Annotated in this window: 18 protein-coding genes; 11 read left to right on the top strand and 7 right to left on the bottom strand. The window is 41.9% G+C overall.

Annotated elements, in window-relative coordinates:
- Position 1 precedes the first annotated feature (1 nt).
- On the top strand, positions 2–586 hold the full coding sequence (locus Q4600_RS06015) for an excalibur calcium-binding domain-containing protein (RefSeq protein ID WP_303513961.1): 585 nt from the start codon (positions 2–4) through the stop codon (positions 584–586).
- 211 nt (positions 587–797) lie between these two features.
- Here Q4600_RS06015 and Q4600_RS06010 read toward each other — a convergent pair whose 3' ends face one another.
- From Q4600_RS06010 to Q4600_RS05995, 4 genes are all read right to left on the bottom strand, one after another.
- Complete coding sequence (locus tag Q4600_RS06010; protein WP_303513774.1) at positions 798–1,493, bottom strand: PP2C family serine/threonine-protein phosphatase; 696 nt, start codon at positions 1,491–1,493, stop codon at positions 798–800.
- A 1-nt stretch (position 1,494) separates the two neighbouring features.
- Positions 1,495–2,820 (bottom strand): serine/threonine-protein kinase, encoded by a 1,326-nt coding sequence (locus Q4600_RS06005; protein WP_303513771.1) that lies wholly within the window; start codon positions 2,818–2,820, stop codon positions 1,495–1,497.
- Positions 2,821–3,217: 397 nt separating this feature from the next.
- A complete protein-coding gene (groL, locus tag Q4600_RS06000) occupies positions 3,218–4,861 on the bottom strand; it encodes a chaperonin GroEL (RefSeq protein ID WP_303513769.1) in 1,644 nt (547 codons plus the stop codon).
- Between the two features lie 49 nt (positions 4,862–4,910).
- Complete coding sequence (locus Q4600_RS05995) at positions 4,911–5,201, bottom strand: co-chaperone GroES (RefSeq protein WP_055022857.1); 291 nt, start codon at positions 5,199–5,201, stop codon at positions 4,911–4,913.
- Between the two features lie 224 nt (positions 5,202–5,425).
- Here Q4600_RS05995 and Q4600_RS05990 point away from each other — a divergent pair, with 224 nt between their 5' ends.
- A complete protein-coding gene (locus Q4600_RS05990; RefSeq protein ID WP_248956109.1) occupies positions 5,426–6,817 on the top strand; it encodes an MATE family efflux transporter in 1,392 nt (463 codons plus the stop codon).
- Positions 6,818–6,955: 138 nt separating this feature from the next.
- Positions 6,956–7,318 (top strand): hypothetical protein, encoded by a 363-nt coding sequence (locus Q4600_RS05985; protein ID WP_102527722.1) that lies wholly within the window; start codon positions 6,956–6,958, stop codon positions 7,316–7,318.
- A 198-nt stretch (positions 7,319–7,516) separates the two neighbouring features.
- Here the strand turns inward: Q4600_RS05985 and Q4600_RS05980 are convergent, their stop codons facing one another.
- Positions 7,517–8,140, bottom strand: a complete 624-nt coding sequence (locus tag Q4600_RS05980) for an FxsA family protein (RefSeq protein WP_102527721.1) — start codon at positions 8,138–8,140, stop codon at positions 7,517–7,519.
- A 369-nt stretch (positions 8,141–8,509) separates the two neighbouring features.
- Between Q4600_RS05980 and cutA the strand changes: the two genes are divergently transcribed.
- From cutA to Q4600_RS05960, 4 genes are all read left to right on the top strand, one after another.
- Complete coding sequence (gene cutA / locus Q4600_RS05975) at positions 8,510–8,833, top strand: divalent-cation tolerance protein CutA (protein ID WP_102527720.1); 324 nt, start codon at positions 8,510–8,512, stop codon at positions 8,831–8,833.
- On the top strand, positions 8,830–10,692 hold the full coding sequence (locus Q4600_RS05970) for a protein-disulfide reductase DsbD (protein WP_102527719.1): 1,863 nt from the start codon (positions 8,830–8,832) through the stop codon (positions 10,690–10,692). The genes cutA and Q4600_RS05970 overlap by 4 nt, the downstream gene beginning before the upstream one ends.
- Before the next feature lie 152 nt (positions 10,693–10,844).
- Positions 10,845–12,518, top strand: a complete 1,674-nt coding sequence (locus Q4600_RS05965) for a cation:proton antiporter family protein (RefSeq protein ID WP_303513760.1) — start codon at positions 10,845–10,847, stop codon at positions 12,516–12,518.
- A 197-nt stretch (positions 12,519–12,715) separates the two neighbouring features.
- A complete protein-coding gene (locus Q4600_RS05960) occupies positions 12,716–13,492 on the top strand; it encodes an ABC transporter permease (RefSeq protein WP_303513758.1) in 777 nt (258 codons plus the stop codon).
- A gap of 103 nt (positions 13,493–13,595) precedes the next feature.
- On the opposite strand, the gene Q4600_RS05955 is transcribed toward Q4600_RS05960, so the two are convergent.
- Positions 13,596–15,383 carry a flavocytochrome c gene (locus tag Q4600_RS05955; RefSeq protein ID WP_229372499.1) on the bottom strand — a complete coding sequence of 596 codons (1,788 nt, stop codon included), beginning with the start codon at positions 15,381–15,383 and terminating at the stop codon, positions 13,596–13,598.
- A 468-nt stretch (positions 15,384–15,851) separates the two neighbouring features.
- Here Q4600_RS05955 and Q4600_RS05950 point away from each other — a divergent pair, with 468 nt between their 5' ends.
- The 4 genes from Q4600_RS05950 (at position 15,852) to Q4600_RS05935 (ending at position 21,845) form a co-directional block, all read left to right on the top strand.
- Positions 15,852–17,828, top strand: coding sequence for a transporter substrate-binding domain-containing protein (locus Q4600_RS05950; RefSeq protein ID WP_368501598.1), 1,977 nt, complete (start codon positions 15,852–15,854; stop codon positions 17,826–17,828).
- On the top strand, positions 17,825–19,207 hold the full coding sequence (locus Q4600_RS05945) for a sigma-54 dependent transcriptional regulator (protein ID WP_303513751.1): 1,383 nt from the start codon (positions 17,825–17,827) through the stop codon (positions 19,205–19,207). The genes Q4600_RS05950 and Q4600_RS05945 overlap by 4 nt, the downstream gene beginning before the upstream one ends.
- Before the next feature lie 396 nt (positions 19,208–19,603).
- Positions 19,604–20,746, top strand: a complete 1,143-nt coding sequence (gene galK / locus Q4600_RS05940) for a galactokinase (protein ID WP_102529469.1) — start codon at positions 19,604–19,606, stop codon at positions 20,744–20,746.
- A gap of 64 nt (positions 20,747–20,810) precedes the next feature.
- Positions 20,811–21,845 carry an aldose epimerase family protein gene (locus Q4600_RS05935; protein ID WP_303513747.1) on the top strand — a complete coding sequence of 345 codons (1,035 nt, stop codon included), beginning with the start codon at positions 20,811–20,813 and terminating at the stop codon, positions 21,843–21,845.
- 234 nt (positions 21,846–22,079) lie between these two features.
- Here Q4600_RS05935 and Q4600_RS05930 read toward each other — a convergent pair whose 3' ends face one another.
- A complete protein-coding gene (locus tag Q4600_RS05930; RefSeq protein WP_303513746.1) occupies positions 22,080–22,511 on the bottom strand; it encodes a hypothetical protein in 432 nt (143 codons plus the stop codon).
- Positions 22,512–22,747 lie beyond the last annotated feature (236 nt).

Here is a 22,747-nt window from a genome sequence, read left to right as displayed (position 1 = left end):
CATGGAAAAAGGCAAACTTGTTCGTTGGAACGCCGACAAAGGCTTTGGTTTTATCAAACCTGATTCAACAGCTAATAAAGATATATTCATTCATATATCGATACTCAAACACATGGCAAGAAAACCTGTCGTTGGCGACCAAATCAACTACTTTTCAGAGACTCAAAGCGATGGCAAAGTCAAAGCGATAAAAGCCAATATTGAAGGTGTCGCAGTCATCTCTAGCCGCAAGTCCAATCGTGTTCATCACCGACAAGACAATAGAAAGTCATCAAGCGGCATGCTTATTCCTCTCTTAGTCATATTAGTCCTCGGTATATTTGGATTTCAGAAGTATAAAGAAATGACCGCAACGCCAGTACTGACAAACAAAGACATTGAACAAATGGAATGGCAGCCCACTGTACAAAACAGCAACCCAATAACAAACCAACCAACATTTAGATGTGAAGTAGGTAAAACTCATTGCAGTCACATGAGTTCATGTGCCGAAGCGACTTTTTATAACAACAACTGCCCAGGCACTAAAATGGACGGTGATGATGATGGCATACCATGTGAAAGCCAGTGGTGTAGCAGGTATTAAGAGGTCAGGGTTAAAGTTTACTCTGACCCCACTTATTTCCTTATTTTACTCTGACCCCACTTATTTCTAAAGTTTACTCTGACCCCACTTATTGGAAAAGTTTAATCTGACCCCGCTTATTCACTTATTTGAAAAGCAGTTGATTTGAATGTTGTGGGGAATGACAGGAGGTTGAAAAGTTTACTTTGACCTTCTTTTTCTTCTATCAATATTAAATATCAATGACAATTAGTGACGCATTATCTGTAGCTCTAGCTTCCAAACCAGCATTAACGATTAGAGATATAAATTCTGCAGGTGTACTTGCTTGTAAAGAAAGGTCCCGTAACTCACGCTTCGAAAAAACCCCATGTACGCCATCAGTAGTGAGTAAGATGCGATCACCCACCTCGAGATTTACTTCGCCACCAAAAAAAAGAAGCTCTTTACTGGCACCTAAGGCACTTTCTAAGACATTTTTTCTAGGATAAGTAACAGCTTCTTTTCTACTCAATATTCCTTCTCTAATTAGCTTTTCAACTTCCGAATGATCTGGGGTCAACTGCTTTATTCCATTCTTACGTAAGAGCATAATTCTTGAATCGCCACAATGCCCAATAATCAACCTTCCATTTGTAACAGCACAAGCAGACAATGTGGAAGCCATACCATGTAAAGTATCATCTTGCAGAGCAGCCTGTTTGAGGCATGAATCGATATTTGCAAAAAGCTCTAATGAAAGTCCAATATTACTTTCAAATGCTTCCATTAATTTTTTTACTGACAGTTGAGAAGCTACACTTCCGCCTGCATTTCCACCCACACCATCAGCAATGCAAGCAAAAGTGATATCTTCTGACTTCTGTATTTGAAGAGAATCTTGATTATCGACTCTCGGGCCTACAATTGATAATGAGTCGTATTGCAATTTATTTACCTAACAATTGGGTCGCAACATTGGCGAGTAAAGGGTGGAGTTGAAGAGTATCAAATGAAATTGCTTGTTGATACTGCTTAAGTGCAACACTTACATCATCATCATCGGCTTGAAATTCTATAGATATTCGTTTAGCTAGCTGTTCTCCCATATTACTTGAAAGGTTAGCTACTAATTTACGCATAATATACCAACGATTATGATTCGCACCTAACAAGAGCATCGACATTAAACATTCAGCTTGTACATCGATATCTTGTATGTTCAGTATAATCATTTCTAAACGCGCTGCATGACCATCACATGTATTAAAGCTTAATACAGCATTTCGAAGCCAAGCAGCATAAATATTCGCAATATCACGAGCATATAGAGTATGATTTTTAATCAAGTTTGATAAATGATTAGAAGTCAAAGCCGATAGTAATTCATACTTATTTTGACTATCAGCCTTATCTATAGCAATTGTAAACTCATGCCAAAACGGATCGTCGAGCTTGTTGTTATTAATCTCATCATTTTCGGTGAGTTTTATCAAAAAAGCTTGAGTATCTTGAGACCCTTGAGAACTGGTATTAATGGCTAATAGCGCATCACGCAGTTCGCTTACCGTTCGAAAACGCCGCTGAGGCTCCTTTCTCGTTGCCTTTAATAATAAAGCACCATAAGGGGAGTTCTCATTAATTGGCAAAGATGAATAACGCTGTTGTACTCCAACAAAATCATGAATAATACATGCCAGCGAATATATATCTGATTGTGAAGATGCGCCTTTTAAAGATTGGATTATTTCCGGTGCAGTATACATATCACGACCTTTGCCCATCCCTGTCGTGGTCAGAACTGTAAGTTGCGTTTCATGAACAGAGGCTAAACCAAAGTCTGCTATTGCATAATCACCTGAATCTAAGCGTAAAATGTTATCTGGTTTTAAATCACGGTGCTTATACCCCAAACTATGAAGCTCTTCTAAACCAGCAATGACATCAAGAATAACCTTTAGAAAGTTACTATTACTCGCAAACTTAGATTGAATATCCTTATTCAATGAAGATTGAGCAAATGGCATCAAATACCTAGGAGGCTCTTCATTCAACCAATGTTGAAGTACTGGCACTACGTTTGGATGTGAGATTGCTTTCTGGACTTTTGCTTCCCTAATAAAACGCTTCTTTATGTTATCTTTTAGGGTCTGAGATAAGTTTTGTATTCCATGGTCAGAATATTGTTTCAAAGCAAAAAACTTACCCGTTGTAGGGCATTGCATTTTACTCACAATACCAAAGCCACCTTTACCTATCATGCCCAAATTATTCATAAAAAACCTTTTAACATACTAATAATTAGATTCACAAAAAGATGCCATTATAAAGTAGTTTGAGATTATCAACATTAAGTAGTTGAAAAATATGTTGGGTTAAGGCTCACTTTAAACATCTGAAAATATAATTAATGGAGTCAGAGTAAACTTTAATTATAGCTTTCTTCATCACTTCACTAAAAAAGCCCCGATACCGTTAGGTATCGGGGCTTTCAATTTCTTTTACAAGAAGTTTGGTTCTAAGCTTTTAGGCTTTAGAACAGCAATGAATTTTGCATTCTTGGCGCAGGATAAATCGGGTTAGAACAAGGCGCTTTACCACGACGTTTAGTTCACTAAACGAGTGGTGAAGCAACGCAGTTATCACCGATTTAGACCAGCAAAGAAGCAATAATTACATCATGCCGCCCATTCCACCCATACCACCGCCCATACCGCCCATATCAGGCGCTGCAGCTTCTTGTGGAATTTCAGCTACCATTGCTTCAGTCGTAATCATTAGACCTGCAATTGATGCTGCAAACTGTAGTGCACTACGAGTTACTTTAGTTGGGTCAAGAATACCCATCTCTAGCATGTCACCGTAAGTGTCGTTACCGGCGTTGTAACCAAAGTTACCTGTGCCATTTTTAACAGTGTTAGCCACAACTGACGCTTCTTCACCTGCGTTAGTTGCGATTTGACGTAGAGGCGCTTCCATTGAACGCAGTGCGATAATCACACCGTGTTTTTGGTCTTCGTTGATCACTTCAACTTCAGAGATTTTAGAAGCAACACGTACTAGTGCAACCCCACCTCCAGGAACAACACCTTCTTCTACAGCTGCGCGAGTTGCATGTAATGCATCTTCTACGCGAGCTTTTTTCTCTTTCATTTCAACTTCAGTTGCTGCGCCAACTTTGATTACTGCAACACCGCCAGCTAACTTAGCCATACGCTCTTGAAGTTTTTCTTTGTCGTAGTCAGAAGTTGATTCTTCAACTTGAATCTTGATTTGCGAAACGCGGCCAGAGATTTGCTCTTGCTCGCCGTTACCATCGATGATGGTGGTGCTATCTTTAGTGATAACTACACGCTTTGCGGTACCTAAATCTTCTAGGGCTGCTTTTTCAATCTCTAGACCGATTTCTTCAGCGATAACAGTACCGCCAGTAAGAATCGCGATGTCTTGAAGCATTGCTTTACGACGGTCACCAAAGCCAGGTGCTTTAACAGCAGCCACTTTAACGATACCGCGCATGTTGTTGACAACTAATGTTGCTAATGCTTCGCCTTCAACGTCTTCTGCAACAATAAGCAATGGCTTACCTGTTTTAGCTAACGCTTCTAGGATTGGTAATAATTCACGGATGTTAGAGATTTTCTTATCAACTAATAAGATAAATGGTGCATCTAACTCAACGCTGCCAGTTTCTGGCTTGTTGATGAAGTATGGTGATAGGTAACCACGGTCAAACTGCATACCTTCAACAACGTCTAATTCGTTTTCAAGCGCTTGGCCTTCTTCAACGGTAATAACGCCTTCTTTGCCAACTTTTTCCATTGCAGTTGCAATGATTTCGCCGATTGATTCGTCAGAGTTAGCAGAAATAGTACCAACCTGTGCAATGGCTTTAGAGTCTGAACACTCTTGAGAAAGTGCTTTAAGTTCAGCAACAGCAGCAATGACTGCTTTGTCGATGCCGCGCTTAAGATCCATTGGGTTCATACCAGCAGCAACTGCTTTTAGACCTTCAACCACGATTGATTGTGCTAATACTGTTGCAGTAGTTGTACCGTCACCAGCAGCATCATTGGCTTTAGAAGCAACTTCTTTCACCATTTGTGCGCCCATGTTTTCGAACTTGTCTTCTAGTTCGATTTCTTTCGCTACCGAAACACCATCTTTAGTGATTAGCGGTGAGCCAAAGCTTTTGTCTAAAACAACGTTACGACCTTTAGGGCCTAAAGTTACTTTTACTGCGTTAGCAAGAATGTTGACGCCGTTTAGCATTTTAACGCGGCCGTCACTGCCAAATAATACTTCTTTTGCTGACATTTTCATGTTCCTTAAAATTTGTTGATTGAAAGCGATTTAATGGCGCGGATTAACCTACAACTGCCATTAAGTCTGATTCAGATAAGATAAGTACTTCTTCACCATCAATCTTTTCTTTCTTCACGCCGTAGCCTTCGTTGAAAATCACTACGTCGCCTACTTTAACGTCAAGCGCTTTCACTTCGCCGTTTTCTAAGATGCGACCATTGCCTACAGCTAGGATTTCACCACGTGTTGATACTTCTGCAGCACTACCAGTTAATACGATGCCACCAGCTGAAGTTGACTCAACCTCTAAACGTTTTACGATTACGCGGTCATGTAATGGACGAATATTCATCTACGGACTCTCCTAATGATTGCTGCCCACAAACGAGGCGGTTTTAAACAAATGATAAGGGCATTTACCCTTTGATGTTTGATATATGGGGGTTGATGATCACAGTTCCAAGGGTATTTATAAAAAAACTGCGATTTTTTTGTAAAATTTGTCGCTAGTATTTATTAAACGATAATGAATACTGATAGAATTTGTCTCCCGTTTTCGTGTTTAAGTCCAAATTGATGAATGATAAACATGGGTTGCTCAGCGCACCAATAGGTCGTGTGCTTTTCAATATGAGCCTCCCCAACCTTATCGGTATCCTCACCATTTATGGTGGCAGCCTTATAGATACATTCTTCATTAGTCAGTTAGGTACTGATGCGCTTGCTGCTGTCAGTTTCACTTTCCCTGTGGCGATTGTGTTTGCCAGTATCGCCATTGGTATTGGCGCTGCCACATCGACTAATCTTTCTCGATTGATTGGAGCGGGCAATACAACCAAAGCTAAAAGTTTCTTATTTGACGCTATGCTGCTGACCTTCATCTTGATCAGTATATTGGTCTCTGTTGGCATTATGGCTATTGACCCACTGTTTACCTTGATGGGGGCAAATGAAAAAAGCTTGCCGCTGATCCACGACTATATGTTGATATGGTTTTGCAGTGCGCCGCTGTTAGTGTTGTTAATGGTGGGCAATCAAGGGATCCGCGCCACGGGTGATACTCGCTCGCCAGCGATTATTATGGCGGTGGCCGCAATTATTAACTTAATCCTCGATCCATTATTAATTTTTGGTATAGGGCCATTTCCCCGCCTTGAGATCCAAGGGGCTGCGATTGCGACTTTAGTGTCGTGGCTGGTCGCTTTTACCGTTTCGGGCTACATCCTCATTTATAAAAAACGCATTCTTGAGCTAATGACACTTTGCCGAGTTCGTATTACTGCAAATTGGAAAAAGCTCGGTCATATTGCTCGCCCTGCCGCATTAATGAATATGATGAACCCAATCGCTAATGGGGTCATATTAGCCATGCTTGCTAGAGCAGACCAAGCAGCAGTTGCCGCTTTTGGCGCAGGAATTCGTTTAGAAACGTTATTTTTAGTGGTGATAATGGCCATGACGTCATCGTTAATGCCGTTTGTGGGGCAAAACTTAGGGGCTGGCCAACATAAGCGCGCCAAAGACGGCATGATGCTAGCACTGCGCTTTGCTTTAGTGTTTCAAACCTTGTTGTATATCCCGATTTACTTCAGCGGTAACACCATTGCCCAGTGGTTCAGCAGTGACCCTGCCGTTATCGATTCTTTAAGCTTTTATATTCATGTATTACCCGCAGCCTATGGGCCATTAGCTATAGTGATTATTTTTGCCACTTGCTTAAATGCCTACCATCGCCCAATGAAATCATTAGTGATTAACCTCGTCCGCTTATTTGCATTAATGCTGCCTTTAGCCGCGGTTGGTTTATATCTCGGTGGAGTAAAAGGCTTGCTAATTGCATTGCCTGTAACTAATACCATCATGGGGATTGCCTGTTACATTATGGCGAGTAAACTCACTGAACCCGATTCTGCTCATCTTCACTACAACAATGACGAATTGAATAGTTCTGCTGATTCAACCTTATAGCTTGTATAAGAAGCATGGTTTACTAAGGCTGATGAATTAAGCTTAATTCATCAGCTCTTGCAGCGTTAAGGATTTAATGTTGTATTGAGTAAAATGCGACTAGCAGTAATAAATAAACTAAATGCCAAGGAAAGCCTCATGAGTAAGTCTGTCAATGCCACCCTGTTAAATGCGTTTGTTTGCCCTGGAGTTGGGCACTTATATTTAGGTAAAAAAGCCATTGGCTGGAGCATTATTGCAGCATGTTTTGTGAGCCTATGTGCCATCATGACCGTGGTCATGCAGCGCGCTCAAACCATTGCCGATGATATTGTTGCCGGCAATATTCCCCTCGATTTTTATAGCATTTATGACGCTGTGCACCAAAGTGTTACCACTAACTTACCTGCTTCACTGGATATCGCGGTATTGGTGCTATTAATCTGTTGGATTGGGGGCAGTATTAGTGCCTATATCATGGGCAAAAAAATCGATGAAGCTAATAAGCCTTCAAATCAATAAGCCTAAAAGTGAATAGACTTTAAGAAATAGCCCTTAAAATAAATAGCCATTAAAGCCGAATAGCTCCTTATAAACCGTCTCATTTTTACGTGTTTACTCTGTATTAACCACCTCAAAAAAACTAAAAAAGCCGCTTGAGTATTGTACTCAAGCGGCTTTTTATTATTAGAAAATAAGATTCGTAAGGCGCTAAGCTGTTTAGCGCTTGTCAGTTTTATCGCTGGCACTGTCAGTTGCAGATTGAGTATCGCTGGCTTCAGATACATCATCTTTTACTGGGGTAATATCTTTCATTTCAACCTGATGGGTTTCAGGCCTCATGTCATTCGGATCAAACTTACGCTCAAAGTCGCCATCGAAGGTATTTCTGTCATTGCGTCCTTGATCAAATGGGTTTTGGCCAAAACCTTGCTGACCAAATGGGTTCTGACCCGCTTGCCCCTGAAAACCGCCACCAGCAACCACGCGCATTTGCATACGTTTAAAGATGTAGCTCGCAATGGGTGAACGAGTAAATGGGGTTAATAGCAATAAACCAATCAAGTCAGTGACAAAACCTGGGAACAACAACAATAAACCTGCTGCAGCTAACATCATGCCTTCGACAATTTCCTTACCTGGCGCTTCACCGCGTTCCAGTTTAGATTGCACTGACATTAAGGTGCTTAAGCCTTGGCTACGCACCAATGACACACCGACTATTGCGGTTAAAAACACGAGTGCCACAGTATTCAATGGGCCAAACACATCTCCTACTGAGATCAACACTGATAACTCAATAGCAGGAACAAGAATAAAAACTAAAAACAAAACTAACAGCATGCTGGCCTCAATTATTTCATTGGGTATGAACAATATATGGGGGTAATCAGGTCTTAATTCAAGACGCATCAAAATTATTGTTATTCACAAAGGTATTTAGACCTTTTGCGGTCAAGATTTTTCGAGATAATGGTTAATACTGTTTACTTATGACGATGTCATCAATGCTATCAGTATTAAATTAGCAACTAACGCTTACATAATTCATCTCGAAAGATTATCGGCCTCTAGTGAACTCAATGACAAAAAAACGTAAAGTAGTGCGCTATTGTTATGAATAAAAACAAATTCATAAGCTCTAGCAAGCACCTATTTTAGGTTATTAAGCTTAAGCTAACTTTAAGATAAACCAAAGATGATAAGCTCCCTATGTCAGCAAACTATTTATTAGTTATAACAACTTGTCCAGATATCGCCAGTGCAAAAAAGCTCGCAACAGCGTTAGTCAACGCTAAGGTCGCTGCTTGTGTGCAATTGTATCCTCAGGTCGAATCGGTCTATGTCTGGGAAAGTGAGGTTTGTCATAGTAGTGAAGTGGCTATGCACATAAAATGCATGGCAGATAATTATGATGCGATACAAAAAATAGTGATCGATTTGCATCCCTATGAAGTACCAGAGTTAATCGCTACGCCTATTACCCATGGCTTGCCAAATTATTTACATTGGATAAAAGAAACCTCTCAATCATGAATAAAATATTTGCGCTTATATTGACCAGCTTACTGCTGCTATCACCATTAGCACACAGTGAAGACATTTTTAGTAACAGCAACAAATTCAGCTTTTTACAAGACGAACCTGAATTAATGCCCGTTGAAGAGGCTTTCGTATTTGATTACAAGCAAGACGGTAATCGAGTCGCAGTTAACTTTGTCATAGCCGAAGGCTATTACATGTATCGTGACAAGTTGACCTTTAGCGCTGATGGCGCAGTCATTGGCGATATCGAATTGCCAAAAGGTAAAATGCACGATGACGAATATTTTGGCGAACAAGCCGTTTACTACTCTTATGTCGAGCTGCCATTGGCACTTAAAGAGGCTGCTGCTGGCTCAAAGGTGCAAGTCACCTTTATGGGCTGCGCCGAGGGTAAGCTGTGTTACCCACCTACCAAACGTGATGTAAATCTAGAAGCCGTTGCGGCCAACGATGGCAAACTTGCCAAGAAAAAAGCCATCATTGGCGATGACTACGCCGCAAAACAAGCAGCGCAAAATGCCCCAGCCAACCCAGAATCACAAGCACCAATCACGCAGCAAGATAGCTTAAGCCAAATGTTGGCTAACGACAGTCTGATGTGGACCTTAGTGATTTTCTTTGGTTTAGGCATTGGTTTAGCCCTAACCCCTTGTGTATTCCCAATGTACCCGATTTTATCAGGGATTATTGTCGGTCAAGGTAAGCAATTATCTACCGCAAAAGCCTTCACCTTATCGATGGCTTATGTTCAAGGTATGGCGATTACCTATTCGCTATTAGGCTTAGTGGTCGCTTCTGCTGGGATGAAGTTCCAGGCTGCGCTGCAGCACCCTGCTATTTTGATTTTCTTAGCAGTGATGTTTGTGCTGCTCAGTTTGTCTATGTTTGGCATGTACGAGTTACGCCTGCCGGGCAAATGGCAAGATAAAATGAACAACCTGTCGAATAACCAAAAAGGTGGCAACCTGATTGGCGTGTTCTTTATGGGCGTGATTTCAGGCTTAGTCGCTTCACCTTGTACTACCGCTCCGTTGTCTGGTGCATTGATTTATGTGGCGCAAAGCGGTGACTTACTGCAAGGGTTCTTAGCACTCTACGTATTAAGCATGGGTATGGGTGTGCCGTTACTTATTATTGGCACCTCTGGCGGTAAATTATTACCACGTGCAGGCGCTTGGATGGATATCATTAAAACCATCTTTGGCTTCTTACTGATTTCTGTGTCTATCGTAATGGTAGGTCGCATCTGGCCTGGGGTTGTCTCTGATGTACTTTGGTCGCTATGGGGCGTGGGCTTAACTGGCTACCTTATCCACCAAAACAAGCTGTCTGAGTTTAACTGGAAGCAAACCACTCGTGGCATTTTGCTTACGCTGACATTATTGGCAAGTTTCTCATACGGTTTCCAAGCGGTTATGTCTGCCATGGGGTTACAAGCGCCGTCGATCAGTAATGAAATCAATCAAAGTGCGCCTGTTAAACATGCCGAATTTAAACTGATTAAATCGGTAGATGACTTAGAAGTTGAACTGGATAAAGCCAGTATTAGCGGTAAAACCGTCATGCTGGATTTATATGCTGACTGGTGTGTGGCCTGTAAAGAGTTTGAGAACATTACCTTCGTCGCCCCTGAAGTGATGGAGCGTTTAGATCAAATGGTTTTACTGCAAGCAGATGTGACCAAAAGTGATGCAGTTGATGTTGAATTGCTCGAGCACTTCAGTGTGTTAGGACTACCAACACTCTTAATGTTCGATGAAAATGGCAATCAACGTGAAGATTTACGAGTAACGGGTTTTATGAACCCTAAACCTTTTGCTGAACACTTGGATTTATTACTTGTAAAATAATTTATAAATTTTTAACGTTATGAAAAAAGGCCAATTTATTTTTAAATTGGCCTTTTTGTTGATATAGGTTTAAATTTTAATATCAAGTTAATTTTATTGTTATACAATCTACTTAACTACAACCCATTTTCAACAACTAGAAATAAGGCATTATGGAACCAGCAATTTTCATCATTACCCTGCTTTGCGGCATGCTCGTTAGCCGAGTCGGATTACCTCCGCTTATTGGTTATTTAGCAGCAGGCTTCATACTGTTTATTTTTGGTGTCCAAGATGAAAGTGTGCCATTACTGCAAGAACTAGCTGACTTAGGCGTTATGCTGCTGCTATTCGCTATTGGCTTAAAACTCGATGTAAAAAGCTTGCTTAAATCTGAGATTTGGGCCAGTTCCAGTCTGCACTTAATCGGTTCGATTTTGTTCTTTTTGCCCATATTAAAACTCTTGGGTTTAGTCGGTCTAGATAGACTGGTTGATCTAGAGATAGACCAACTATTGCTGCTAAGTTTTGCCTTAAGTTTCTCAAGTACCGTGTTTGCCGTTAAAGTGCTCGATGAAAACGGAGATGGCCAGGCACTATATGGCCGTATCGCCATTGGTATCTTGATTATGCAAGATATCTTCGCGGTATTGTTCTTAACGATTTCTAAAGGCGAATTTCCATCAGTATATGCCTTAGGTTTACTGCTACTACCGTTATTGAAACCGGTGATTTATAAAGTGTTTGACCGAGTGGGCCACGGTGAAATGCTGATCTTATTTGGTTTATCCATGGCACTTATCATGGGTGCATGGGTATTTGAAGCCGTTGGTTTAAAACCTGATTTAGGCGCTCTGATCATGGGGATTTTACTTGCCGGTCACGCAAAATCATCTGAGCTTGCTAAGTCAATTTACTACTTTAAAGAACTATTCTTAGTCGCCTTCTTTTTAACCATTGGCTTAAATGGTCTACCCACGATCGAAGATGTGGGACTTGCAGGGTTATTAGTGTTACTTATTCCGTTTAAAGTATTGCTGTTTTTCTTCATCCTTACCCGCTTTAAGTTGCGTGCTCGTACCTCGTTGTTTGCCTCGTTTAACTTAGGCAACTACAGTGAATTCGGTTTAATTGTTGCGGCCGTTGCGGCACAAAAAGGCTGGCTACCAGCCGAATGGTTAATTATTTTAGCGGTGGCATTAAGTATCAGTTTCTTAATTGCTGCACCATTAAATGCTACTGTGAATCGCTTATACCAAAAATTTCACGATACCTTCACCACACTGGAAAAACATCCTCTTCATCCAGAAGACAGACAGATCCCTGTGGGTAATCCTCGCTTTTTGATCTTAGGTATGGGGCGAATTGGTTCAGGTGCTTATGATGAATTGCGCAGTAAGTACAGTGGCGAAATTTTAGGGATTGAACACAAACAAGAGTTAGTGGATTTTCATCGCAACGAAGGCCGTAATGTTGTACAAGGCGATGCCAGCGATACCGATTTTTGGGAAAAACTTGAACGTGCCCCTAAGCTTGAATTAGTCCTACTGGCTATGCCGCATCACGTGGGTAATATGTTTGCCGTTGAGCAACTGAAAAAGCTCGAATACCAAGGAAAAATTAGTGCCATTGTCCAGTACTCTGAAGATGCTGAATCACTGAAAGAGCAAGGCGTAAACAGCGTTTATAACTTGTATGAGGCAGCAGGTGCAGGTTTTGTCGATAACGTCATCCACGAATTACTTGAGCCTAAAACTGAAGGTGAACAAACAGCCAATGGCGCAGAAACGAGTGCAGATAAAGCCAGTGCTAAAAATGAAATAACGCCTAATCTGAGCAAACCTTAGCTTGATTGAGTAATGGCTGCCGACTGATTGTTTTAGCGGCAATGTAGCCAAATCAAAACTGCGTCTTATGTTGTTATAAGGCGCTTTTTTATGTTTGAATCACTAGCTTGAATAACCTAGCTTGAATAACCTAGCTTGAATAACATATGCCGACTTGTTTAACTAACCTTACAGCCATTTACACCCAAGGATAGATTATGGATATTAGTTGGCTTGCCCTTGGGCTGTTTATGTTGGTATTAATCGTCCCCTTTGCCATTAATCGCTCATACCAACTGCATCTCGGTAAAGAGATCTCCATCGCCGTGGTGAGAATGACGCTGCAAATGGCTTTAATTGGCTTGTATCTGCAATATCTTTTTCACCTCGATAATGTCTGGGTAAATCTCGCTTGGCTATTGGTGATGCTACTGGTTGGTGCTAGTGCGATTATCAGTAAAGCTAAATTACCTAAACGGCCGTTAATGGTGCCTATCTGCACTGGGCTGCTACTTGGACTCATGCCTATTTTAATGGTGATGATGTTGTGGCTATTTCAGCCGACACCGATTTATAGCGCCCAATACCTGATACCCACTGCCGGTATGTTGTTAGGCAATAGCCTGAGCGGCAATATTATTGCGCTGCAACGTTTGTTTGCTGCATTTGAAGAAAAACAGCCTCAATATCACGGCGCTCTGGCGTTAGGTGCTAGCCCTAAACAAGCTGCCGCACCCTTTGTGCAAACTGCACTACAGCAATCTTTTGCGCCTATTCTAGCGTCCATGGCAACCACAGGTTTAGTCAGCTTACCTGGCATGATGACGGGACAAATCTTAGGTGGTGTCGATCCAATTATTGCTGTGAAGTATCAAATCGTAATTTTAGTCGCTATTTTTGCCACCTTAACCATTTCAGTGGCCACCTCAGTCAGCTTAACCGTGAGAAAGTTACTTACCCACAGTGGAAAAATGCGCTTTAACACTCACCTATAAAAAGCATAAAAAAAAGTGAGCCAATTGGCTCACTTTGCATTGATAACATTAAGGGGAATAATGTTATCGCTAAACTTATTGATGAAGACTTACATTTTAAAACTTACTTTTTAGAGTATGCCGCCGCTTGCTCACCCGCTAAGCGGCCAAAGGTAATGATGTCAGAGATTGCGTTGCCACCTAAGCGGTTAGCACCATGAACACCACCTGTGACTTCACCAGCACCGTATAAACCAGGAATCACTTTCTTATCTTCAGAGAGGATTTCAGCTTTATCATCAATCGATACACCACCCATTGTATGATGAACGCCAGGAGTCACTTCGATTGCGTAGTAGTTACCTTCATTCAGTGCGCGCGGTAAGTTAGGACGCTCAAAATCAGTATCTTTACCTGCTGCAACTAGTTTGTTGTACTGCGCAATTGATGCAGTAAGTGCTTTACCGTCGATGCCTTCTAACTTACCTAGATTTTCAGGAGAGTCAGCTGAAGGAACCACGCCAAGTTGGATGTATTTATCAATTTTCTTCAGTGATTTACGCACTGAGTCATCAAAGATTAAATATGCCACTTTACCTGTTTGGTTAAGAATCGCTGCCGCTGCTTTATCACGAGTGGTGATTTCATTGACGAAGCGTTTACCTTCTTTGTTCACCAAAATCGCACCATTACCACGTACCGCTTCAGTCACCATCACACCACCTTTAACCGATAAAGTTGGATGTGCTTGAATGTATTTAACGTCGGTCATGCCTGCACCAGCGTTACCCGCAACGTCAAGTCCGTCGCCTGTTGCGCCAGGTTGGTTAGTTGAAATAAAGCCTTTCAATTTAGGGTCGTACTGAGATACACGTTCATTGTTGCGGCCAAAACCACCTGTTGCCATGACAACGGCATCCGCTTTCACCCAGTAGTAGCCTGTGTATTTACCTTTAACCAGTAAACCTTCAACTTTACCAGAATCATCTTTTAAGATTTCAACACCACGGGTGTTCATGCGCATATCTACGTTACGCTCTAGCGCATTATCGTAAAGCACTTGAATCACGTGAGCCCCGACACCTGCACCACCTGTTGGGCGATGTGAACGGTTAGCTGATGCGCCGCCCATACGGCCAACATCATTTAAATCAGCGCCCATTTCAGTCATCCAATCAACTGAACCTTTTGAGTGCGATGTTAATACATCAACTAATTTAGGATCGTTTAAGTCGCGGCCACCTTTCATGGTGTCTTTGTACATAGACTCAACGCTATCTTTAATGTCTTTGGCTTTTTGTTGATCAGTCCAAGCTGCATTCATGCCGCCGGCTGCAAGTTTTGCGTTACCACCAATCACAGGCTCTTTTTCAACTAAAATGACTTTTGCACCTTTGTCTGTCGCTGCAACAGCGGCTGAGAAACCAGCACCACCTGAACCAACAACGATAACATCAACAGTATCACTAGGCGCACTAGCCAATGCCGCTTTACGGTCAGCAGAGTCTTTTGCTAGTTCAGCAATGGTAGGCTCATAACGTTCCCACTTACTGCCAAATGGCATATCGAAATCGAAGCTATGACAAGAATCACAGTAGACGACTGATTTTTCATGGCCACTGTGACAAGAAGTACAGGCTACATCGCCAGGGAAATGAGATTCGTGGGCATTGTAGTTTTCACGAGTATTATTTTCAGCGACTTCTTCTAATGTGCCATGACACGACACACATTGCTCATTTTCATAAGTCAGGCTGTCATTAGATAGCTCGCCACTGGGTAAATGGCAGCTTTCACAGTCTTGATTTTCTGAATGCATGTCAGCAAGATTGTCTGCAGCCATCACGCCGCCAGCAAGGCCTGCTGAACCGAGTAAAACAGCTAACAAAGCTGCGCATCGTGTTAATTTCATGGTAACTCCTTAAAAATAGCCATGACGCTAATTCGTCACTTTCATGCCATGCTGTATTAAGCATCACATTGGCTACTGAACCTGATTTATTACCATTTTCATCCTGTTTTAACGCTTGCTCAATCAAACTTGGCAGACTCGTTTCCAAACTGAACAACTGATCACATCTGGCTTTTCTCACTATGCAAAAGCGCATAAGCCAATTCAGCACTATGCATTTTTGCATAGTTGATAGTGATCAAACCCACACTTCCCTTTGATTAAAGCCATATTTCAAATTGCTCATTATTGGTAATATTTAGCGCCACTTTTTCTATCAAATTTACGCCCAATGCCACAGTTATGAAGATTATGATTTGCTAAAGTGCAATTAAGAAATCAATACAACTCATTGAAAAACGTTTAATGAAATACCTACTCTGTTTATTGCTAGTCATCAGCTTTCCTTCGTTAGCAAAGGAAACTATTGTGTTTGGGGTGCACTCCACTACAGCTCCTTTAGAGTGGCGAGATAACGGTGTTGACCAAGGTTTTCATGTTGAATTAATGAACAGTATTGGCCATTTGCTAAATCGACCCATTATGGTGCGCCGTAAGACATTCCAACAATTGATGACTGATATGCATGATATTCACAGTCCGATTGATGTGGTGGCTGTCGTCAGCCCGATCAATAAAAGACGTGAGTTAAGCCAATCAGATCCGATTTATGCCACTCATGCCAAAGCTTTTACGCTACAAGGCGAAGATTACATTGATAATTGGTCTGACTTAGCCGGTAAACGAGTGGCGGTAAAAACAGGTGCATTTGTCGATGTTTTTCTAAGGGATCAACCGCAAGATTTTACTCAAGTAACAGTTGATTTATACGAAACGGGCTTTCAAAAACTGATCACTAAAGAAGTGGATGTGGTACTCGCTGAAAACTTTGTCGCACGTCGCCTGCAGCCCAAATACCCTTCTGTTCGAAGTGCCAGTGATGCACTTATCTTCGGCGCATTCACCTTTGTTAGTCACCCCAAAGACGCTGCATTACTGCATGAGATCAATGATGCATTACGACAACTCAAAATTTCTGGCGAGTATGATAGGTTAGTTAATAAATGGTTTGGTATGGGGCGTGAAAAGTTCGATATCACTTCAACCCATAAAAAGATGCTTATTCTTTCTATCGTGATATCCATCATCTCAGCTATAGGGATGCTGTATACCATTTCAGTCAGCCGCAGTTTAAAGTTTCGCTCAGAAGCCTTAGCTCTTGAGTTACAACAACGGGAAATGGCTGAACAAAAAATCAGATCCTTATCCCATCAGTTTCAGGCTGTGCTGAATGGTATTCCTCACGGCATGACCATTTTTGATAAACAAATGCAGTGCCTGTGGAGTAACGATAACAATCAATTACTCAGCCATAGTAAACTTCATTGTGTTGACGGCACTCCATTTGATTTAGCCACCAGTGTCAAATCAGTCATAACTTCAAAAAAATCCTTCATCGCGGATATGGGCTATTTAGCCCAGTACTGGCAAATGCAAATTCACCCCATCACAGATGAACAAGCTGTAGTACTGCTTGAAGAAAACACCGAACAGCAACACCTTCGCCAAGCCAACGATGAAGCCAGTCGCTTAGCCTCGCTCGGGGAACTGTCAGCAGGTATCGCTCACGAAATTAATAACCCTACCGGTATCATCATTCACTCAATCGCCTTGTTTTCTGAAGCGATGAAAGACCTACAACCTGCTGCGGATTATTATCAACAACAGAACCCCTTTTGGTTAGTAGCAGGACTTGATCCGCAAGCTGCATTTGCCGAAATAAGTCACAGTACCGAAGTGGTTGAAGAAAGTGCCAAACGTATTTCGCGGATTGTAAATGACTTAAAACGCTACGCATTACCCAACCTTGCCTCAAATCATCAAGCCATTGGTTTGAATGAAGTGGTACAAGTTGCGCAGCGATTAACTGCGAATCAATTAAAGCGCTATCAGGTCAGAATTGAGCTAGCAGAACCTAGCCCCAAGATTAACGGGGACGCACAGCAACTTCATCAAGTCATGATTAACCTAATTCAAAATGCTTGTCATGCGACTCCACCAGGTGATGGGGTGATTTTGATTAAAACGTTCTCAACTGACACCGCTGCAGGCATCAGTGTGCAAGATAACGGTAGCGGCATGGATAAAGCGACATTAAAGCGCATAACAGAGCCTTTTTTCACCACCAGACGTTCACATGGTGGCAGTGGCTTAGGCCTCTCCGTTTGTAGCCGCATATTAAAAGAACATCATGGACACATGAAAGTCACTTCAACCGTTAACGAAGGTAGCTGCTTCAGCTTAACCTTCAGCCTACTGGTTCAGGAAGGTTTAGACGCTAGCCCCATGACTGACTCCAACAGACAAGAGCACACTAATAACGATAGCAAGGAGCTAAACCCGTGAAACTCGCCCGTAATATTTTATTAGTCGATGATGAAGCGCCTTGGTTACGTACTCTGGCAGTCACCTTAAATCGTTTAGTACCAGAGGCGGTTATTGATACTTGTGTTGATAGTCGTCAAGTGATGAATCGCTTAGAAGGCACAGATTACGCGCTGGTATTATTAGATTTAACCATGCCATTTCATTCTGGTGAAGACTTGCTGGCTCAAATCCGCCTTGAACACCCCAACACCCGAGTGATTATTGTCACTGGGGTAAATGAAGTTGATACCGCCGTGCGCTGCATTAAAAATGGGGCTTATAACTACTTTATTAAAACCGATGATGTCGCTGATTTAGCCTTAACCGTACGCCGTGCACTGGAAGTGGTTGGGCTGGAACGTAATTATCACCGCATTAAAGAAAGCTTTTTAAGTAAGACTTTGGCCCAACCTAGTGCCTTTAATAATATTCTGACATGTGAGCCTAATTTACTGGATCAGTTTAGATACTTGGAGGCGGTGGCATTCAGCCCTGAACCGATATTGATTTACGGGGAAAGTGGCACAGGCAAAGATGAATTCGCCAAAAGTTGCCACCAGCTTTATAGTCCAGAAGCCCCTTTTGTGAATGTGAATCTAGCAGGGATCAGTGAAAGCGCATTTGAACTGCAATTGTTTGGTCAATTGAGCCAAGAGCCAGGAAAGTCGCAAGCGGGCGCGTTACATCAAGTGGGTAAAGGCTTATTGTATTTAAACGAAATTGGCGACTTACCTTTGGCATCCCAAGCAAAGTTATTAGATGTTTTGCAGCAAAAACAATACTATCCGATTGGTAGCGATCGCCCTTATCCTGTGAGTTGCCGTATCATTGCCTCAACTCAACATGATTTACTCGCACGTAATCAAGAAGGCTTATTCAGACGTGACCTGCTTTATCGCTTACGGGCACATAAAATTCATTTACCGCCATTAAGGCAGCGTAAATTAGATATCGCCATGTTAATCAATCACTTCATTTCATTGGCCGCTGCAGAAATGAATTTAGCACCGCCACAGCAACCAAATGACTTAGCCAACCAACTAAAATGCTATGACTTTCCTGGAAATTTACATGAACTTAAAGGCATGGTGTTTGATGCTGTCAGTCGCAGCGATGGCATACAATTAAACATTTCGCCCTTTATGGAAGCGATTAATGAGCATAAGTCGACTGCTGAGCATGTTGGAAATAGCATCATTTTCCCACAAGTATTACCCACATTAGCAGATATGAGCCAAGCCTTAATCGATGAAGCCATGAGCCGCACTGCCAATAATCAAACCGCTGCGGCGCAAATGTTAGGGATCAGTCAATCAGCTCTAAGCCGTCGCATTACTAAAAAGGATGAGTGCTGTTAGGTCTGCCTTAGAAACAGGGCGATATTGCAATGACGCCCACTGGCATATTTTTATTGAGGATATGTCAGCGGGTATTAGTAATCGCGAATATTGTTCGGTAAGCAGAATAATCTATCAATCACAATACCCCTTTTGAGTTTGGATTTGGCTGAAACAACATGAGTTAACTCAAAAAAAACTCACATTCATGCCCAAATAGAATCAAAATTGTTAATCCTAGTTACACCTCCGACCAATCGTGATATAAATCACATATCTATAGCGCAATTAACTCACTTTCGACTAAATTTAAGGTTAAGTAAGTCAATACGATATTAGTCACTTAGTACGTAACTTAGTCAGTAACATAGTGCGTAGCCTATTACGTAACTCGGCATTCTTTGGAACTGTAACTGTATGTCTAATCCTGCTCAAAAAGCCATGAAGTTGTTTGTACAAACATTTGGAACTACGGCTGATGACCTGTATCAAGCACCAGGTCGCGTCAATATCATTGGCGAACACACGGATTATAACGAAGGATTCGTTTTACCCGCTGCAATCAATTTTCACACTGTTATCGCGGTTAAGGAACGTAGTGATAATACCTTCAGAGCTGTTACTGATGCTTTTCCAGGTCAAATAGAACAGTGGAAGTTTGGTGAAGAAGGGTCAACTCAAGACCAAAGCAGCTGGGGCAATTATTTAAAAGGATTTACCGCGTCAATGTTTCAATCAGGCCTGAAAGCAAAAGGGCTTGATCTTGCTATTGTCGGCAATGTGCCATTAGGCGCAGGCATGTCATCTTCTGCGGCCTTAGAAGTCGCATTCGGCACCGCCATTAGCTACGCCAGTCAACTTCACTTGTCTCCCTTAGCGATTGCTCAAATAGCCCAACGTGGCGAGCATCGTTTTATCAAGACTGAATCTGGGATCATGGATCAAACCATTAGCGCCTTGGCTGAAGCCGATCATGCGTTATTGATTGATTGTTTGGAGCTCGATAGTGAGCCTGTCGCGATCCCAGAAAACCTCAGTTTATTGATCGTTGATCCTAACATTGATCGCCAAAGCCTGATTGAGCGTTTTGATAAACGAAAACAACAGTGTGCTGAAATAAATGACTTATTGGCTGTTGAGTCTTTACGAGAAGTCAGTCTAGTTCAGCTTAATCGTGAAAAAGACGCATTAGGTGAAGAGTTATTTGCCAGAGCAAGACACGTGTTAAGTGAAAATCAGCGCACCATTAGTGCCGCGCGCGCACTAGGCCAAAATGACATGCCAAGGTTTAGTCAATTAATGGCGCAATCCCATGAGTCGATGAAGACTGATTTTGACATTACCACACCAGAAATTGACACTTTAGTCAGCATCATCAAACAAGTCATCGGTAACCGTGGCGGCGTGCGTATGAGTGACGGTTGTGTGGTCGCGTTAATTGACCACGAGTTAACTGATCTCGTCGTCAATGCGATTGAAGACAAGTACCTTAAAGAAACAGCAATAGAAGCCATTATTTACCTATGTTCAGCCAGTAATGGCGCAGGAAGAATTGATTAAGCGATGACCAAGTTTACGTCGTCGCAATCTTCAAGTTAACTCATCTCATCAGGAAGAGACTTTAATGATTCAAATAACAGCCCTTGAACCATGGCAAGATCCGCGCGGTGGTCAAATTGAACGGATTCGATTAGATAACGGCAAAGTGGCTGTTGAAATATTAAGTCTTGGTGGCATCATTCACCAATTATGGACCGCCGATAAACAAGGCGAGATGACAAATATCGTTTTAGGCTGTGACAGTGTCGCTGACTATTTAGCGCAGCAAGCCTATTTAGGCGCGATTGCAGGGCGTTACTCTAACCGTATTGCCAACGGTAAAATGAGCTATCGAGGCCACGAATATCAACTTGATGTTAACCAAGCAACTAACTGTTTGCATGGCGGCGCCGATGGCTTTCATTTAAAACAATGGCAGATGCAACCGCTAGAAGACGGTGTCAGATTAACCCTCACAAGTCCTGATGGCGATATGGGTTTTCCTGGAAATTGCCAGGTGCAACTAGATTATCGTTTAGATAACAACAACCTGCTTATCGACATGCAAGCAAAGGTCGATAAAGCCTGCCCTATCAGTTTAACCCAACATAGTTATTTTAATTTAGAAGGCGCGAGCAGCAAAACCAATACCCGACATCAGATTCAAGTGGATGCTCAGCATTACTTACCAATGAATGATGTAGGCGTGCCTATTGCAATGAGCTCAGTGACTAACAGTGATTTAGATTTATCCCAAGCCACAGTATTTTCCGAGCAAACCCAGCGTCCAGCACTTGCGGCAACTAATGGTTTTGATCATTGCTATGTACTGCAAAAGACTGCAGATGATTTAGTTCGATTTGGTTGCCTTTCAAGCCCTGAAAGCGGCCGCACAATGACGATTTATACCAATCAGCCTGGAGTTCAAGTCTATGGTGCAAACTTCCTTGAAGGCGCTATCGGTTTTAATGGCGAAGTTTATCAATCACACCAAGCAGTGTGCATAGAACCCCAAATGCTGCCAGATTCGCCTAACCAGCCTGATTTACCCGGTGACCCTTGGGTACCTGCTGGCGGCACCTATCGTCACTCTAGCCGCTATGAATTTGGTATTCTGTAAGGCGAGGTCATCTAAACTTTGACCTTTTAGTGTTCAGAAACTCACAGCAATAAAAATGGCGCGAACGTAAAAGTTCGCGCCATTTTTATCTAATCTGATTATGTCTGCAAAACAACGCCATGCTTGCTTGGGTAAAGTGCTATTTGAGTAAAGCACTGTTTGAGTAAAGTAATATTCGAGCAAAGTACTTTTTGATAAAAGTACTTTATTGTAAAAGTAATGGACTAGATGATATTAGTCGTCACTATCGTCACTCATACTCGCTTCAAAGCCAGTATCTTCAAATTCCATATCATCGTCATCTAATACCTCATCCATAGGCTCTTCTAATGCTGGTATCGCTTTGGATTTAGTCGTAGGCGCAGAGTCTGGAACCGAAGACAATTCAATGTGCGCTTCGTGCTTAACCATAAACTCAGAACGTGCAGCTATCCAAGCTGCATTATGCTCGGCTTTGACCGTTTGTAACTGTTCAGTTTCAAGCTCATGCAAGTTAACTTTAACGATATCTTCAACGTATTCACCGATGGTGTTTCGGTTGACATTGAATAAATAGATCCGCCCCGGAGGTGCATCTGGCAACTGATTGTCATGGACAACAATAGAAGTGCCTCTCGATGTGCGAAGCTCACCAAACCAAACTTGTTTTTTTGCTGTGTTATACATATATGCCAACACCCTTAAATCAACACATACCTTTGATAATGCACTATTTAAAAGCACACCGTTTAATAAACAAACCACACTGATAGCGCATGATTATTGAGGCTAATTAATCAAAAACAGATCCAAAAATCAATAAATGTTTTATGAACTTTTTGATATTTTGAAGTCGGTATTGTGATTTATAACTTAACCGTATCAATCCCACGACTTAAAACACTATCGCTCAAAATTCAATC

Origin of the sequence: Shewanella sp. 2_MG-2023, from assembly GCF_030548905.1 — a bacterium.
GTDB classification, from domain to species: domain Bacteria; phylum Pseudomonadota; class Gammaproteobacteria; order Enterobacterales; family Shewanellaceae; genus Shewanella; species Shewanella electrodiphila.
This window is presented reverse-complemented; position numbering and strand designations above follow the sequence as displayed.